At 60.5% G+C, this 15,508-nt stretch carries 13 protein-coding genes; 6 read left to right on the top strand and 7 right to left on the bottom strand.

The genetic code is table 11. The annotated features are described in order from the left end of the window. The first annotated feature begins 25 nt into the window (after nucleotides 1–25). Nucleotides 26–1,327, top strand: a complete 1,302-nt coding sequence (locus HBO19_RS08460) for a hypothetical protein (protein ID WP_169951912.1) — start codon at nucleotides 26–28, stop codon at nucleotides 1,325–1,327. Between the two features lie 83 nt (nucleotides 1,328–1,410). On the opposite strand, the gene HBO19_RS08455 is transcribed toward HBO19_RS08460, so the two are convergent. Next, nucleotides 1,411–2,736, bottom strand: a complete 1,326-nt coding sequence (locus HBO19_RS08455) for a sigma-54 dependent transcriptional regulator (RefSeq protein ID WP_169951915.1) — start codon at nucleotides 2,734–2,736, stop codon at nucleotides 1,411–1,413. Nucleotides 2,737–3,077: 341 nt separating this feature from the next. Here HBO19_RS08455 and HBO19_RS08450 point away from each other — a divergent pair, with 341 nt between their 5' ends. Next, complete coding sequence (locus HBO19_RS08450) at nucleotides 3,078–3,344, top strand: hypothetical protein (protein ID WP_170057275.1); 267 nt, start codon at nucleotides 3,078–3,080, stop codon at nucleotides 3,342–3,344. 216 nt (nucleotides 3,345–3,560) lie between these two features. Then, complete coding sequence (gene nhaB / locus HBO19_RS08445; protein WP_170041330.1) at nucleotides 3,561–5,063, top strand: sodium/proton antiporter NhaB; 1,503 nt, start codon at nucleotides 3,561–3,563, stop codon at nucleotides 5,061–5,063. Here the strand turns inward: nhaB and HBO19_RS08440 are convergent. The 3 genes from HBO19_RS08440 to gnd are packed head-to-tail and all read right to left on the bottom strand — an operon-like array spanning nucleotide 5,051 to nucleotide 8,372. Continuing rightward, entirely contained in the window at nucleotides 5,051–5,875 is an 825-nt protein-coding gene (locus HBO19_RS08440; RefSeq protein ID WP_170057274.1) for an HAD family hydrolase, read from the bottom strand. The two genes, nhaB and HBO19_RS08440, sit on opposite strands and share 13 nt — an antisense overlap. Beyond that, complete coding sequence (gene zwf / locus HBO19_RS08435; protein WP_169951935.1) at nucleotides 5,872–7,395, bottom strand: glucose-6-phosphate dehydrogenase; 1,524 nt, start codon at nucleotides 7,393–7,395, stop codon at nucleotides 5,872–5,874. The genes HBO19_RS08440 and zwf overlap by 4 nt, the downstream gene beginning before the upstream one ends. Further along, entirely contained in the window at nucleotides 7,392–8,372 is a 981-nt protein-coding gene (gene gnd / locus HBO19_RS08430) for a phosphogluconate dehydrogenase (NAD(+)-dependent, decarboxylating) (protein ID WP_169951938.1), read from the bottom strand. The genes zwf and gnd overlap by 4 nt, the downstream gene beginning before the upstream one ends. A 266-nt stretch (nucleotides 8,373–8,638) precedes the next feature. Between gnd and HBO19_RS08425 the strand changes: the two genes are divergently transcribed. The 3 genes from HBO19_RS08425 (at nucleotide 8,639) to HBO19_RS08415 (ending at nucleotide 11,052) form a co-directional block, all read left to right on the top strand. After that, complete coding sequence (locus HBO19_RS08425; RefSeq protein WP_169951417.1) at nucleotides 8,639–8,803, top strand: DUF6026 family protein; 165 nt, start codon at nucleotides 8,639–8,641, stop codon at nucleotides 8,801–8,803. Nucleotides 8,804–8,950: 147 nt separating this feature from the next. Continuing rightward, a complete protein-coding gene (locus tag HBO19_RS08420; RefSeq protein ID WP_170041328.1) occupies nucleotides 8,951–10,696 on the top strand; it encodes a phosphoethanolamine transferase CptA in 1,746 nt (581 codons plus the stop codon). Nucleotides 10,697–10,830: 134 nt separating this feature from the next. Further along, nucleotides 10,831–11,052, top strand: a complete 222-nt coding sequence (locus HBO19_RS08415; RefSeq protein ID WP_170041327.1) for a hypothetical protein — start codon at nucleotides 10,831–10,833, stop codon at nucleotides 11,050–11,052. A 43-nt stretch (nucleotides 11,053–11,095) separates the two neighbouring features. Here the strand turns inward: HBO19_RS08415 and HBO19_RS08410 are convergent, their stop codons facing one another. From HBO19_RS08410 to pepN, 3 genes are all read right to left on the bottom strand, one after another. Further along, nucleotides 11,096–11,587 (bottom strand): GNAT family N-acetyltransferase, encoded by a 492-nt coding sequence (locus HBO19_RS08410; protein WP_169951944.1) that lies wholly within the window; start codon nucleotides 11,585–11,587, stop codon nucleotides 11,096–11,098. A 150-nt stretch (nucleotides 11,588–11,737) separates the two neighbouring features. Further along, entirely contained in the window at nucleotides 11,738–12,844 is a 1,107-nt protein-coding gene (gene zapE, locus HBO19_RS08405) for a cell division protein ZapE (RefSeq protein WP_170057273.1), read from the bottom strand. Beyond that, nucleotides 12,841–15,498, bottom strand: coding sequence for an aminopeptidase N (pepN, locus tag HBO19_RS08400; RefSeq protein ID WP_170057272.1), 2,658 nt, complete (start codon nucleotides 15,496–15,498; stop codon nucleotides 12,841–12,843). Before pepN ends, zapE begins: the two co-directional genes overlap by 4 nt. Nucleotides 15,499–15,508: the final 10 nt, after the last annotated feature.

The raw sequence follows: 15,508 nt of genomic DNA, 5'->3' as shown, positions 1-15,508 counted from the left end.
GCATTAGAAAAGGACGGCTTATTTCATGCATCGATCGTTATCACTACGTGCCGTTGTCTGTTTAAGTACGCTCTTGCCGGCGAGTCTGTTGTACGCAGCGCCAGACGCGGATATCGAAACCCTCAAACAAGAACTGCTGGAGCTCAAGCAGCGCTACGAAGTACAACAAAAGGCCCTGGCGGTCCTCGAGCAACGGGTACGCCAGGTAGAAGACCAGCCCGCGACGCCAGCCCCCAAACGCCTGGCCAAGTCGCCGGCAGACTTCAAGCAGAGCGGCAGCACCGTGGCCGCCAGCGGCGCCAAGGACAGCAAGGGCGCTGCAGCCGGCGGCAGTTCCTATGGGCAATCGCTCAAGGATGATTCAGAGCCAGCACAAAGCGTGAGTAACTTGTATAACGAAGCCAGCGGTTTCTTCGGCAACGGCAAGTTCAGTTTTGAAACCGGCATCACCTACGCCCGCTACGACGCCCGACAGTTGACCCTCAACGGCTTCCTGGCGCTGGATTCGATCTTCCTCGGCAATATCAACCTGGACCGCATCAAGGCGGATAACTGGACCCTGGACTTGACCGGGCGCTACAACCTCGACAACCGCTGGCAGTTCGACGTCAACGTGCCAGTGGTGTACCGCGAGTCGACCTACCAGTCCGGTGGCGCCAGTGGCGGTGACCCGCAGGCCACTTCCGAAGAGAGCGTGAGCCGGGATCCGACCATCGGCGACGTCAACTTCGGGATTGCCTACAAGTTCCTCGACGAATCGCCGACGATGCCCGATGCCGTGGTGTCGGTCCGCGTCAAAGCCCCCACCGGCAAGGAGCCTTTCGGGATCAAGCTGGTGCGCTCGACGGCCAACGACAACCTGTACGTGCCGGAGAACCTGCCCACCGGCAACGGCGTATGGTCGATCACCCCGGGGCTCTCCCTGGTCAAGACCTTCGACCCGGCCGTGCTGTTCGGTTCGATTTCCTACACCCACAATTTCGAGGGCTCGTTTGACGACATTAGCAGTGACGTCAACCAGAACATCGGTGGCAAAGTGCGCCTGGGCGACAGCTTCCAGTTGGGCGTGGGGGTGGCGTTTGCCCTCAACGAGCGCATGAGTATGTCGTTCTCGGTGTCGGACCTGATCCAGCGCAAGAGCAAGCTCAAGCCTGATGGCGGTGATTGGCAGTCGATTGTGTCCAGTGACGCCAATGCCGGGTATTTCAACGTCGGCATGACCATTGCCGCCAGCGAAAACCTGACCATCGTGCCCAACCTGGCTATCGGCATGACCGATGACGCACCAGACTTCACCTTCAGCCTGAAATTCCCGTACTACTTCTAAACGCTCCTACAGGGAATGGTGAGTTTGAGAAAAGGAAAAGCCCCGCCGCGATAAGGGTCGCGACGGGGCTTTTTTTACCCGCCCTAGCGGATCTGGTGTTTGTGCAGCAACCGGTAGAAAGTCGGCCGGGAAACCCCCAGCACCCGTGCGGCAACGCTCAGGTTGTCGCTATGGCGGTTCAGCACATCGCACAACGCCTGGCGTTCGGCGCGGTGCTTGTAGTCTTCCAGTGTCGCCATGGGCAGCACGATTGCCTGCTGGCTTTGCAAACCCAGGTCGGCCGCTTCGATTTGCCGCCCTTCGGCCAGCACCAGGCCACGCCGCACCCGGTTCGCCAGCTCGCGTACATTGCCCGGCCAACCATGCTTGCCCATGGCGACCAACGCGTCCTCGCTGAAACTGCGCGGCCGGCGCCCGGTCTCCTGGCTGTAGAACCTGGAAAAATGATTGGCCAGCATCCCCACATCGCCATGCCGCTCGCGCAACGGTGCGGTGACCACTTGCAGGACATTGAGCCGGTAGTACAAATCTTCACGGAAGGTGCCCTTCTCGATGGCCGCTTCCAGGTCGACGTGAGTCGCCGCCAGCACCCTGACATCCACCGGGATCGGCTGGCTGCCACCCACCCGCTCGATATGCTTTTCCTGAAGAAAGCGCAACAGGTTGGCTTGCAACTCCATCGGCAGGTCACCGATCTCATCGAGGAACAGCGTGCCACCATTTGCCGCTTCGATGCGGCCGATCTTGCGTTGATGGGCGCCGGTGAATGCGCCCTTTTCATGGCCAAACAGTTCGGACTGGATCAAATGCTCGGGGATCGCCCCGCAATTGATCGCCACAAAGGGCTTGGCGTGGCGCTGGGATTGGCGGTGCAGGGTCTTGGCCACCAGTTCCTTGCCGGTGCCGCTGTCGCCACGGATCAAAATCGGCGACTCGGTGGGCGCCAGTTTCGCCAGCAGCTTGCGCAACTCGCGAATCGGCCGGCTATCACCCAACAGCTCATGCTCCGGCTCGTCCACATGGGTCACGCCTTTGCCCCTTAGCCTCGCCATGCCAAAGGCGCGGCCCAGGGTGACCTGGACGCGCGACACATCGAACGGCAAGGTATGGAAGTCAAAAAACCATTCGCACACAAAGTCGCCAACATTTTGCAGGCGCAGCATCTCGGGGCTGAGCACGGCAATCCATTCGGTGCCGCTGCGACTGATCAGTTCCTTGACCGCTTCGGGCCGCTGCAGGTGAAAAGGCTGCAGGCGCAACAGCCCTACATCACAGGTTCGCTCGCCCAGCGCCTCCAGGGCACAGCTGTCGACATCCCAGCCAGCCGCCCGCAAACCAGGCAATAACTGGTGGCAGTCGTCACAGGGATCGACCACAAGCAAGCGACGCAGGGCTGGTGTAACGACCATGACTATTCCTTGGCGTCAAAATCATTAAAGTTATTTAGAAACAACAGTTTGGGCGAGCTGCTCATAACCCTAGCAAGATCTTGACACTACCCTTGTATCGTTTCGCGATAAAACCCTCACCGATACAGCGTTTAGCGATCAAGCCCCGCGACGAACACTACTGCAATCTTTCATTCACCTTTCAAAATCACGCCTTACATGACGTTAATCACGAAAAGTTGAATTTTCTTGCTCTAACATGTGACCCGTACCCTGTCATCGTGCATCAGTACAGGTACTAGCCGAACGGTAAGCCCAACCGACGGCACATCTTTTGATTGGGCACTTAGAGAGAAGACCCCATGAACGCCCCGCTCCGTTTCAACGAAGCACTGCTGATCGCCGGCCATGCCTTTGAACCCTTTCAATGCGTAGCCTGGGCACTACAAGACGGTACTGGCGCACTTAGCCTGGCCGTGATCGACCGCACCGAAACCCGCATCGGGCGCAAACTGATTTCCAGCAGCACCTACTCCGATCCAGAGCAACTGGAAGCCCTGCTGCTGCAAGCCCGCGCCGAATTGAATGGCGAAGGTTATCAACTTCAATCCTGGGCAATGCCCAAGTAAGTTAACGCAGCTACTGCGACATACCGTCGCTTCTTATATCGGCTGCAACTTGTTAAGACTATTAAACCTGTGGCGAGTGAGTTCAACCCTCGCCACGTGTTTTGCGTGCCTGAAACTTTCGTATCGCCCTTCTTTATATAGCAGCCATGCCATGATCACTTGATCTTCCAGTGAGCCTCGGGCACCTTGCGCACTTCTCGCCCCCAGGAGCACCCCATGTCCGGATCAATGGCCCAGGCCTTCGCCCATAACTTCCTTGGGCACTCGCCTCGTTGGTACAAGGCCTGCATTCTCGCGTTCCTGATCCTCAACCCCTTGGTGCTCTGGGTATTCGGCCCGGTGACGGCCGGCTGGCTCCTAGTGGCCCAGTTCATTTTCACCCTGGCCATGGCGCTGCACTGCTACCCGTTGATGCCCGGCGGGCTGTTGATGGTCGAGGCGCTGTTGCTGCGCATGACCACGCCCCAGGCGCTGTACGACGAGTTGCTGCATAACTTCCCGGTGATCCTGCTGCTGATGTTCATGGTGGCGGGTATCTACTTTATGAAGGACTTGCTGCTGTTCCTGTTTTCGCGCCTGCTGCTGGGCGTACGCTCCAAGGCGCTGCTGGGGCTGATGTTCTGCTTTTTGTCGGCCTTCCTGTCCGCCTTTCTCGATGCCTTGACGGTGACTGCGGTGATTATCAGTGCCGCCGTGGGCTTCTATTCGGTGTATCACCGCGTGGCATCGGGCAATGATCCGCGCCAGGACAGCCAGTACAGCGACGATCGCCATCTGCCCAGCTTGCACCACGCCGACCTTGAGCAATTTCGCGCCTTCCTGCGCAGCCTGTTGATGCACGGCGCCGTCGGTACCGCCCTGGGCGGCGTGTGTACCTTGGTGGGCGAGCCACAGAACCTGTTGATCGGCCATGAGATGGGCTGGAATTTCAGCCAGTTCTTCCAGCGCATTGCCCCGGTATCGCTGCCGGTGCTGGTAGCGGGCCTGGTCACCTGCGTGCTGCTGGAAAAGCTGCGCTGGTTTGGCTACGGCACGCTACTGCCGGACAACGTGCGCCAGGTGCTGGCCAACTACGCCCGTGAAGACAACGCCGAACGCACCCCACGCCAGCGGGCAGCGCTGATTGTCCAGGGCCTGGCTGCACTGATCCTGATCGCCGGCCTGGCCTTTCATGTCGCCGAGGTTGGCTTGATCGGCCTGCTGGTGATCGTGCTGATCACCGCCTTTACCGGGATTACCGAAGAACATCGCATCGGCAATGCCTTCAAGGACGCCCTGCCCTTTACTGCGTTGCTGGTGGTGTTTTTCGCGGTGGTCGCGGTGATTCATGATCAGCAGCTGTTTACCCCATTGATCCAATGGGTACTGGCGCTGCCCGCCGAACAACAGCCGGGCATGCTGTTTATTGCCAATGGCCTGTTATCCGCCATCAGCGATAACGTGTTCGTGGCGACGATCTACATCACCGAGGTCAAGCAGGCGTTTGTGTCCGGCCATATGAGCCGCGAGCATTTCGAGACCCTGGCCATTGCGATCAACACCGGGACTAACCTGCCCAGCGTGGCGACGCCCAATGGCCAGGCGGCATTCCTGTTTTTGCTGACGTCGGCGATTGCGCCGCTGATCCGCTTGTCCTACGGGCGCATGGTGTGGATGGCGCTGCCGTACACCGTGGTGATGGGCGTGCTGGGCTGGTATGCGGTCAGTTACTGGCTGTGAAGGATAAACCGCTCAATTGCCTGGGCGGCGCCGTCCTCGATATTGCTGCCGGTGACCACATCGGCCTGACGCTTGACCGCCTCTTCGGCCTGGCCCATGGCAATCGATAACCCGGCCACCTGGAACATCGCCGGGTCATTGCCGCCATCGCCGATAGCCGCTGTGTGCTCCAGCGCCACGCCAAGATGAGCGGCCAGGGTTTTCAGGGCATCGCCCTTGTTGGCCTGCATCGCGGTGATATCGAGATACACCGGCTGCGAACGCGAGACTTGGGCCAGGCCTGCGACCTTGGGCTGCAGCTGCGCCTCCAGTTCAATCAACAACTGGGCATTAGCGCTGGCGGCGACGATCTTGTCGATCCGCCCCAGGACCGGCCCGAAACTCTCCACCACCACCGGCGCATAGCCCAAGCCATGCTGTTCCCGAGGCACCATGGGGCCCGCAGGATCACGCAGCAGCCATTCGCCATCGGCAAACACCCAGATTTCTACTTCGGGTTGATCGCCTAACAGCGCCAACGTGATCAACGCGGCTTCTTCTGGCAGATGGTGCGCGACCAGGATGCTGCCATCGGGGTTGACCAGGGTGCCGCCATTGAACCCGGCCGTGGGCACGTCGACGCCCAATGCTTCGATCTGCTGCAACATCGCCCTGGGCGGCCGCCCGGTGGCCAGGCTGAAAAACACCCCGGCCTCGCGCAGCGCGCGTACGGCGTCGATGGTGCGCTGGCTGAGGCTGTGATCGGGCAACAACAAGGTGCCGTCCATATCACTCAACAAAAAACGGATGGGTTGAATCGCGGCCTCACTCATCCGAGGCTATGCCAGGCGCGGCCATCGCGAGCCAGTAACTCATCTGCCGCCGCCGGGCCATCTTCGCCGGCCTTGTAGGCCTGGATCCCGTCGTCTTCCTTCCATGCATCGAGAAACGGCTGCACCGCACGCCAGCCGTTTTCGATGTTGTCCGCGCGCTGGAACAGCGTCTGGTCACCGGTCAGGCAGTCGTAGATCAGGGTTTCGTAGCCGGTGGACGGCTGCATCTCGAAGAAATCCTTGTAGGCAAAGCCCAGTTGGATGTTGGCCATGTCCAGGGTCGGCCCGGGCTTTTTCGCCAGCAGGTCGAACCACATGCCTTCATTGGGCTGGATCTGGATCTTCAGGTAGGTCGGCTTGAGTTCGTCGACGTCGGTGTCGCGAAACTGCGCATAGGGCGCCGGCTTGAAGCAGATGACGATTTCGGTGTCGCGCACGCTCATGCGCTTGCCGGTGCGCAGGTAGAACGGCACGCCGACCCAACGCCAGTTGTCGATCATCACCTTGAGGGCCACGAAGGTCTCGGTGCTGCTGTCCGGCGCCACATTGGCCTCTTGCCGATAGCCAGGCAGCGCCTTGCCGCCGATTTCGCCGGCGGTGTACTGACCGCGTACCGAGTTGGCCCGCGCATCCTCCAGGGACCAAGGGCGCACCGCGCCAATCACCTTGGCCTTCTCGCCGCGTACCGCGTCGGCGCCAAAGGCGGCCGGCGGCTCCATGGCAATCATTGCCAACAGCTGGAACAGGTGGTTGGGCACCATATCGCGCAGGGTGCCCGTGTTTTCGAAGAAACTGCCCCGGGTTTCCACGCCGACCGTTTCGGCAGCGGTGATCTGCACGTGGTCAATGTAGTGGTTGTTCCAGAACGCTTCGAACAGCACGTTGGAAAAACGGCTGATCAGGATGTTCTGTACCGTTTCCTTGCCCAGGTAATGGTCGATGCGATAGATCTGCTTTTCGCTCATGACCTTGAGCAGGCAGGCGTTCAGCGCCTCGGCGGTGGCCAGGTCGGAGCCGAACGGCTTTTCGATCACCACGCGGCGGAAAGCCTCGGGGCTTTCCTCCAGCAGGTTGGCCCGGCCCAGGCGCTGCACCACTTCACTGAAGAAGCGCGGCGCGGTGGCCAGGTAGAACACCGCGTTGCCAGTGCCGCTGCCGGCAATTTTGCTGGCGATGTCGGCATAGGTGCCGTCGTCCAGGAAATCGCCCTGCACGTAGCTGATGCCCTTGGCCAACTGGGCCCACAATTGTGGGTCCAGTGCATGTTCGGCATTGCCCTTGACCTTGCTCGCGGCTTCGGTGCGGATGAAGTCTTCGAGTTTCTTGGCGAAGTCGGCATCGCTGATAGCGTTGTGATCCACCCCGACAATCCGCAGGCCCTCGCCCAGCAGGCCATCGCGACTGAGGTTGTACAGCGCCGGCATCAGCAGGCGCTTGACCAGGTCGCCATGGGCGCCGAACAGGAACAAGGTAGTGGGTGGAGCGGGTTCGGCCTTGGGTTTCTTGCCGTTGGCCGTCATTTTTTGGAAGTCTCCACATGGCCGCCGAAGCCAAAGCGCATGGCCGACAGCAGCTTGTCACCGTAGGTGCTTTGCTGGCGCGAACGGAACCGGGCGAACAACGAGTTGGACAGCACCGGTACCGGTACCGATTGCTCCATGGCCGCTTCGATGGTCCAGCGCCCTTCGCCGCTGTCGGCCACGGAACCGGAGTAACCGTCGAGCTTGGGGTCGGTCGCCAGGGCATCGGCCGTCAGGTCCAGCAACCAGGAGGATACGACGCTGCCACGGCGCCAGACTTCGGCGATATCGGCCACGTTCAGGTCAAAACGCTGTTCTGGCGGCAGGTTTTCCGAATTCTTGGTCTTGAGAATGTCAAAACCTTCGGCAAACGCCTGCATCATTCCGTACTCGATGCCGTTGTGGATCATCTTTACGAAGTGCCCGGAACCGGCTGGGCCGGCGTGGATATAGCCACGCTCGGCACGGTCGTCGGTGGCGGTACGGTCCTTGGTGCGCGGGATGTCGCCCAGGCCCGGGGCCAGGGTGGCGAAGATCGGGTCCAGGTGCTTGACGGTCTCGGCGTCGCCACCAATCATCATGCAGTAGCCACGCTCCAGGCCCCAGACGCCACCGGAAGTGCCGACGTCGATGTAGTGCAGGCCCTTTTGCGCCAGGGCCTTGCCGCGACGCACGTCATCCTTATAGAAGGTGTTGCCGCCGTCGATGATGACATCGCCGGGTTCCATCAATTGGCTCAGGTCGTTGATCGTGGTTTCAGTGGGTTCGCCCGCCGGCAACATGACCCAGACGGCCCGCGGCTTTTGCAGGCCGGCCACCAGGGCGGCCAGATCGGCAACGCCGGTCGCGCCCTCTTCACTCAAGCCTTTGACGAATGCTTCATTGCGGTCGTAGACCACGGTGGTATGCCCATTGAGCATCAAGCGGCGCGCAATATTCCCGCCCATGCGGCCTAGTCCAATAATCCCCAGTTGCATGTATTGATGCTCCCAACTACAAATAAAAAAATGTGTGACACAGTTTATAGCGCAATGACGAATTAGTCCGGCGCCAATCGCACTAGTTTCATCAGAAAAAGAGGCCATCGTTTCACCATCACCGCCTGAAAAGTCACAACGACCCTGAAAAATAAAAAAGTTCCATTGAGCTGAAAAAGAAATCAGAATCGCCCCCTGACTCCTGCCGAGGGCCTCGACTCAAGCGCTCTGGCACCGCGACACACCGGCTATTTGCGAGGTAAGCAATGCGCACTGCACAGATGACACGCCCGCCACAGACCCTCTACGTCACCGTCCGCCGCGACGAGTTGCGCCAGTTGAAAGACGAGCGTGAACAGTTGCAACAGGAAGTCATCCGTCTGCGCGCGCAGTTGCAGGCCCAGCTCGCGAATCAAGCCATCAGTTGCTGAGCCCTTGTAGGCGCTGGCCTGCCGGCGCCTTAAAGGATCGTTCCCTCAGATCCAACTCACGAAGTTTTCACCAGCCCTTCCCGATAATCCTCCGCCAGAACGCCGCCTCACGCATGGGCGGTGGTAATTATTGGGTTGGAGCGCTGCATGGCGATGTTCAAACGCAGCACGAAGTCTGCAAAAGGGTTTGATTGGGCAGGTTTTGGCTGGATGTTCCTGTTTTTCTGGTATTTCTCAGGCATTACCCAACTGCTGATCCAACTGACCGGCACCTCCGGTTTCAGTGGCTTCCGCCAGGCGTTCTTCATGAGCGCGCTGTGGTTGGCACCCATGCTGCTATTCCCACGTCGCGCCCGGCTGCTGGCCGGCTTGATCGGTGTTGTGTTGTGGGCCTGTTCCATGGCCAGCCTGGGCTATTTCTTTATTTACCAGCAGGAATTTTCCCAGAGCGTCATCTTCATCATGTTCGAGTCGAACATCTCTGAAGCCGGCGAGTACGCCACCCAGTATTTTGCCTGGTGGATCGTACTGGCCTTCATTGCGCACACCGCCCTGGCCATCTTCCTCTGGACCCGCATACGCCCGGTCTACCTGCCCCGGGGCCGGGCGATGGTCGCAGCCACCGCCATAGTGCTGGCGATCGTCGGTTATCCGCTGGCCAAGCAGATCGCTACCAACGACACCCTGGAGCGGGCCATCGATGGTTTCGAAACCCGTGTCGAACCTGCAGTGCCATGGCAGATGATCGTCGCCTATCGTCGCTACACCCAGCAGTTGAACAACATGCAGGGCATGCTCGACAACGTCAGCAAGATCCCGCCACTGAGCAACTTCAAGGACAGCATGGCCGGCCAACCGTCGACGCTTGTGTTGGTGATCGGCGAGTCCACCAACCGCCAGCGCATGAGCCTCTACGGCTATCCCCGCAAGACCACGCCGGAGCTGGACAAGCTGCGTGACCAACTGGACGTGTTCGACAACGTCATCACCCCGCGCCCCTATACCATCGAGGCGCTGCAACAGGTGCTGACCTTTGCCGACGAAGAGCATCCAGACCTGTACCTCAAGACCCCATCCATCGTCAGCATGATGAAACAGGCCGGCTACAAGACTTTCTGGATCACCAACCAGCAGACCATGACCAAGCGCAACACCATGCTCACGACGTTCTCCGAGCAGGCCGACGAGCAGGTATACCTCAACAACAACCGCAACCAGAACGCCCGCCAGTACGATGGCGACGTGCTGGAGCCGTTCTCCAAGGCCCTCGCCGACAAGGCCGAGCGCAAGCTGATCGTGGTGCACCTGCTGGGCACCCACATGAGCTACCAGTACCGCTACCCGCCAAGCTTCGACACTTTTACCGACCGCCAGGGCGTGCCGGACGGCGTGCGTGACGACCAGTTGCCGACCTACAACAGCTATGACAATGCGGTGCGCTACAACGACTTCGTGGTGTCGAGCCTGATCAAGGATTACGCCAAGACCGACCCCAATGGGTTCCTGCTGTACCTGTCCGACCACGGCGAGGATGTATTCGACTCGGCAGGCCACGACACCCTGGGCCGCAACGAGGGCAAGCCGACGGCGCCGATGTACACCATCCCCTTCATGACCTGGGCCTCGCCGAAGTGGCGCGCCACCCACGACTGGAATATGCAGGGTGATGTGCAACGTCCGTACAGCAGTTCGCAGTTGATTCACACCTGGGCTGACCTGGCCGGCTTGAGCTTCGACGAACTGGACCGCAGCCGCAGCCTGGTCAGTGATAGCTTCAAGCCACGGCCGTTGCTGATTGGCGATCCCTACCAGCGTCCGCAGAAGGCCTTGATCGACTTCAGCCTGATCAAGCCCAAGGCCAGTACCGGCACCCAGAATGTGGTGCTGAAGTAAACGACCCCGCCCCTCACGTTAACTCTGGAGGGGCGTGACGTTAACCCGCACTTAATAAGCGTCCTACAAACTATTCCCATAAATCTGATCAGGGACGGTGCAGATACCGGTCACTTTTAATGGGAATACATGCGATGAAACTTTCCACCTTGATGCTCACCGGCCTGTTGGGCCTGACCTCCGCTGCGGCCTTCGCTGAAGGCGGCGGGGAACGCGTGAAGGAGCACTTCAACAACTTCAGCTTCGTCCAGAAGCAAATCCACGGCGATGCCGAACAGACCGCGGCTGCCGATGCCAAGGGCACTGAATCCGGATCTGCCGAACAGGCGCGGGACGCCGAGCAACCCAAGAGCTAACCCCACCCCCGATCATTCCCACGCAGAGCGTGGGAATGATCCGTTAGAGGACCTTGCTCCAGAACAGCATGCGGCCATGGGCCGGGTCGAAGATTGAGTCGTCGAACCCAAACTTGCGGTACGACGCCTGTGCCACGGCATTACCTTCCAACACTTCCAGGGTGATCTTGCAGCAACCACGCTGGCGGGCGATTTCCTCGACCTTTTGCAACATTTTCTGGCTCAGGCCCAGCCCCCGGAATGCTTCCTTGACGACCACGTCATGCACGTTGACCAGCGGCCGGCAGGCAAAGGTCGAGAACCCCTCGAAACAGTTGACCAACCCGGCCGGCTCCCCGCCGACAAAGGCCAGCACGCTGAACGCATGGGGGCGCTTGGCCAGTTCCGCCGGCAACTGTTGCAGCAGGTCGGCGGACAAGGCGTGGCCGCCGCCCATGGGGTCTTGTGCATAGTGGTTGAGCAACAGGCCAAGGGCCTCGGCGTGCACGGGGTTGCTGTAGCTGGCTTGCAGTACCAGTATTTCTGCGGCTTCCATTTCCTTCCTCGATAACTGCCCGGCAGGGATGAGCTCCCCGCAAAAGCTCGATTGTAAGCGCGGTGTAGGCGTTAGATGAAGGAGATTAACTACAAGTTGGCGCGGGAAAAAGCCAACAAGTAAACGCCAGTGAGCATGGGCAAATAGCCATCACTGACCAAAACGTTGCAACTGCATCTCTTGCAAACGACTGAGGGTGCGGCGGAATGCAAATTCCAGGTAACCCTCGGTGTATAGCTCAGCCAAGGGCACCTTGGCTTCGATGTACAGCGCCACCTTGCGGTCGTAGCACTCATCGACCAGGGCGATAAACCGCCGCACGCTGTCGTCGTGCACCGACAGCGCCGGCAACTCACGGTCGCCCGCCTCCACGCGCTGGGCGCCATCCTCGGTACCACGGGCAATCCGTCCAGGGCGTGTCGAGGCGCTCAAGCCGGGGACTTCGCCCAGTAAAATGGCACGATAGCGATCACACAACAGCATGAAATCCATGGCCGCCAACGGTTGCTCGCACAGGTCAGCGTAGCGGCACCACAGGATGTTTTCGCTGGACCGCACCGTGGCAATCACACGCGAGCCCACGCTCACCGGTGCACTGCTTAAGGCCTGGCCTTTGCTCAAATCCTCAAAGACCCTGGCCAACGCCTCGGGTTGATCCACCCAATAGCGCTGCACGGCCGTGCCCGGATGCAAGCGGTGATCCTCACTGCCATCAACCGCCACCACCTGCATATGCGCCTGGATCGCCTCGATAGCCGGCACGAAGCGCTCGCGGTTGAACCCATCGGCGTACAACTGCCCTGGCGGCTGGTTGGACGTGCAGACCATCACCACCCCTTCGTCGAACATTACCTGGAACAGGCGCCCGAGGATGATTGCGTCGCCAATGTCATTGACGAACAGTTCGTCGAAACACAGTACCCGCACCTCGCGACTCAACTCGCGGGCCAGCGCCTGCAACGGGTCCGGGGTGCCGGTCAATTGGAACAGGCGTTGATGGACCCAGCCCATGAAGTGATGAAAGTGCTGGCGTCGCGCAGGCACCCGCAGGCTCTGGTGGAACTGATCCATCAGCCAGGTCTTGCCCCGCCCCACCGGCCCCCACAGATAAACCCCGGTGACCGGTGCGTCGGCGGCTTGGTGCAATGCCGCATGGCAGGCCTGCAACGCCTCAACCGCTCGGCGTTGCGCGTCGTCAGCCACAAAACCATCGGCCAGGGCCTGTTGGTAGGCAGCCAGCGGTGAGTCAGGCGTCATGCGAGGCTTTTACTGACCACCTCGAACACATCGCTGGACAGCTCGCCCGAACCGCGGATGCGCTCCAGTTCCGCCTTCATCAGCGCCTGGCGGGCGCTGTCGTATTTGCGCCAGCGGGTCAACGGCGCCAACTGCCGCGAGGCAATCTGCGGGTTGAAGGCATTCAGCTCGATGACCAGGTCCGCCAGGAAGCGATAGCCCGAGCCATCGGCCGCGTGGAAGTTGATCAGGTTCTGCCCGGCGAAGGCGCCGACCAGCGCGCGCACCTTGTTCGGGTTCTTGATATTGAACGCCGGGTGCTGCATCAGCGCTTTGACCCGCGCGAGCCCGCCCGGCAACACGCTGCCGGCCTGGACGCTGAACCATTGGTCCATGACCAGCGGGTTGTCCTTGAAGTTCTCGGCAAACACTTGCAGGGCCTTGGCCTTCTCGGCGTCGAACGGCGAGTTGACCAGCACCGCCAGTGCCGTCAGGCGTTCGGTCATGTTGTCACACGCGTCGAACTGCTCCAGGGTTGCGGCCAGCACTTCTGGCTTGCCGCTGAGCATCAAGTACGACAGCGCGATGTTCTGCAGGGCGCGGCGCGCGAAGTGCTCTGCCGAGGCCACGTAAGGCGTGTTGCGCGACAGGTCGCGGTTGGCCTGGTAGCGCAGCCACAAGCCTTCGAACAGTTGGTCGGCCAACTGCTGGCGCGCAAACTCGCGGGCGGCGTGGATCGCGTCGACGTCAGCCACTTCGCTGATTTCGGTCAGGTAGGCCTCGCCCGGCAACGACAACATTTCCGCGACCATGGCCTGGTCCAGGCTTTCATCGCTCAGCACGCTACGCAGTGCGTTGACCAACCGTTGATCGAGCACCAGGGCCTGGCCCTGCTGGTGTTGGCCGATCAGGTCCTGCAACACCTGCACCGCCAGTTGCTGGCCCGCCTCCCAGCGATTGAAACCGTCACTGTCGTGCTGCATCAGGAACATCAACTGGTCACGGCTGTAGGGGAAGCTCAGCTTCACCGGCGCCGAGAAGCCGCGCAACAGCGACGGCAACGGCTGTTCGGCGATATCGACGAAGGTGAATGTCTGCTCGGCTTCAGTCACCGACAATACCCGCGAGGTGCCCTGCGCAGCGGCTTCACCGGCCAGACGCAACGGTAGGTCGACGCCCTTGGCATCCAGCAGGCCCAGGGCCACGGGAATCACGAACGGCAGTTTTTCCACGTTGTCCGGGGTTTGCGGGCAGCTCTGGCGCAAGGTCAGGCTGTAAGTTTTGGCGCCAGCGTCGTAGGACTCGCTCACCACCAGGCGCGGGGTGCCGGCCTGGCTGTACCAGCGCTTGAACTGGGTCAGGTCGGCGCCGTTGGCATCTTCCATGGCCTTGATGAAGTCGTCGCAGGTCACGGCCTGGCCGTCGTGGCGCTCAAAGTACAGGTCGCTGCCTTTGCGGAAACCCTCGGCACCGAGCAAGGTGTGGATCATGCCGACTACTTCCGAACCCTTTTCGTACACGGTCAGGGTGTAGAAGTTGGAAATCTCGATAAAGCTGTCCGGGCGCACGGCGTGGGCCATCGGCCCTGCATCTTCAGCGAATTGGTGAGTGCGCAGGTAGGCCACATCCTGGATACGCTTGACGGTGGCCGAGTTCATATCCGCAGAGAAGTGCGAATCGCGGAACACCGTGAAACCTTCCTTGAGCGACAGCTGGAACCAGTCGCGGCAGGTCACGCGGTTGCCCGACCAGTTGTGGAAGTATTCGTGGGCGACGATGGCTTCTACCCGCTGGTGCGCGGCGTCGGTCGCGGTTTCGGCGCGGGCCAGCACGGCGCTGGAGTTGAAGATGTTCAGGCCCTTGTTTTCCATGGCGCCCATGTTGAAATCGTTGACCGCGACGATCATGAAGATATCCAGGTCGTATTCGCGACCGTAGACCTCTTCATCCCAGCGCATGGACTTCTTCAGGCTGTTCATGGCGTGCTGGCACTTGTCGATGTTTTCCGGCTCGACATAGATGCGCAGAGCGACGGTGCGCTGGCTCATGGTGGTGAAGGTGTCTTCGACGCACCACAGGTCGCCGGCCACCAGGGCGAACAGGTAGGCCGGTTTCTTGAACGGGTCTTCCCAGGTCGCCCAGTGCCGGCCGTCTTCGCCGGGGCCGCTGGCAATCGGGTTGCCGTTGGACAGCAACACCGGATAGCTGTGTTGCTCGGCGATCACGGTGGTGGTGAACGTGCTCATCACGTCCGGGCGGTCCAGGTAGTAGGTGATCTTGCGAAAACCTTCGGCCTCGCATTGGGTGCAGAACATGCCGCCGGACTTGTACAAGCCTTCCAGGGCGGTGTTGGTTTGCGGATGGATGCGCACGCTGGTGTCGACCGTGAAGCGCTCGCTGGTCGGTTGCAACGTCAGGTGGCTGTCGCTCAACTGGTAGTCGGCGGCGCTCAGTTCCTGGTCACCCAGGGCCACGCTCAGCAGTTCCAACTGCTGGCCATCGAGTACCAGCGGCGGCAGGCCGGTGCCGCGCTCGGGATTGCGGCGCATCACCAGCTGCGCGTGGACCAGGCTATGGTCCTCGAACAACTCGAAGGTCAGGTGGGTCTCGTCGATCAGGTACTCGGGCGCCTGATAGTCCTTCAGGTAAATCATCTTCGGTTGTTCGGTGCGCATGCGTGAAATC

The sequence above is a fragment of the Pseudomonas sp. WS 5021 genome (assembly GCF_012985535.1).
GTDB lineage: Bacteria > Pseudomonadota > Gammaproteobacteria > Pseudomonadales > Pseudomonadaceae > Aquipseudomonas.
Note: the sequence above shows the minus strand (reverse complement) of the source record. Positions and strands in the feature narration are given on the sequence as shown.

What these genes read in the sequence shown, in the direction of transcription:
- HBO19_RS08460 (WP_169951912.1), top strand. Translation starts at nt 26, where the DNA reads ATGCATCGATCGTTATCACTACGTGCCGTTGTCTGTTTAAGTACGCTC.
- HBO19_RS08455 (WP_169951915.1), bottom strand. Translation starts at nt 2,736, where the DNA reads ATGGTCGTTACACCAGCCCTGCGTCGCTTGCTTGTGGTCGATCCCTGT.
- HBO19_RS08450 (WP_170057275.1), top strand. Translation starts at nt 3,078, where the DNA reads ATGAACGCCCCGCTCCGTTTCAACGAAGCACTGCTGATCGCCGGCCAT.
- nhaB (WP_170041330.1), top strand. Translation starts at nt 3,561, where the DNA reads ATGTCCGGATCAATGGCCCAGGCCTTCGCCCATAACTTCCTTGGGCAC.
- HBO19_RS08440 (WP_170057274.1), bottom strand. Translation starts at nt 5,875, where the DNA reads ATGAGTGAGGCCGCGATTCAACCCATCCGTTTTTTGTTGAGTGATATG.
- zwf (WP_169951935.1), bottom strand. Translation starts at nt 7,395, where the DNA reads ATGACGGCCAACGGCAAGAAACCCAAGGCCGAACCCGCTCCACCCACT.
- gnd (WP_169951938.1), bottom strand. Translation starts at nt 8,372, where the DNA reads ATGCAACTGGGGATTATTGGACTAGGCCGCATGGGCGGGAATATTGCG.
- HBO19_RS08425 (WP_169951417.1), top strand. Translation starts at nt 8,639, where the DNA reads ATGCGCACTGCACAGATGACACGCCCGCCACAGACCCTCTACGTCACC.
- HBO19_RS08420 (WP_170041328.1), top strand. Translation starts at nt 8,951, where the DNA reads ATGGCGATGTTCAAACGCAGCACGAAGTCTGCAAAAGGGTTTGATTGG.
- HBO19_RS08415 (WP_170041327.1), top strand. Translation starts at nt 10,831, where the DNA reads ATGAAACTTTCCACCTTGATGCTCACCGGCCTGTTGGGCCTGACCTCC.
- HBO19_RS08410 (WP_169951944.1), bottom strand. Translation starts at nt 11,587, where the DNA reads ATGGAAGCCGCAGAAATACTGGTACTGCAAGCCAGCTACAGCAACCCC.
- zapE (WP_170057273.1), bottom strand. Translation starts at nt 12,844, where the DNA reads ATGACGCCTGACTCACCGCTGGCTGCCTACCAACAGGCCCTGGCCGAT.
- pepN (WP_170057272.1), bottom strand. Translation starts at nt 15,498, where the DNA reads ATGCGCACCGAACAACCGAAGATGATTTACCTGAAGGACTATCAGGCG.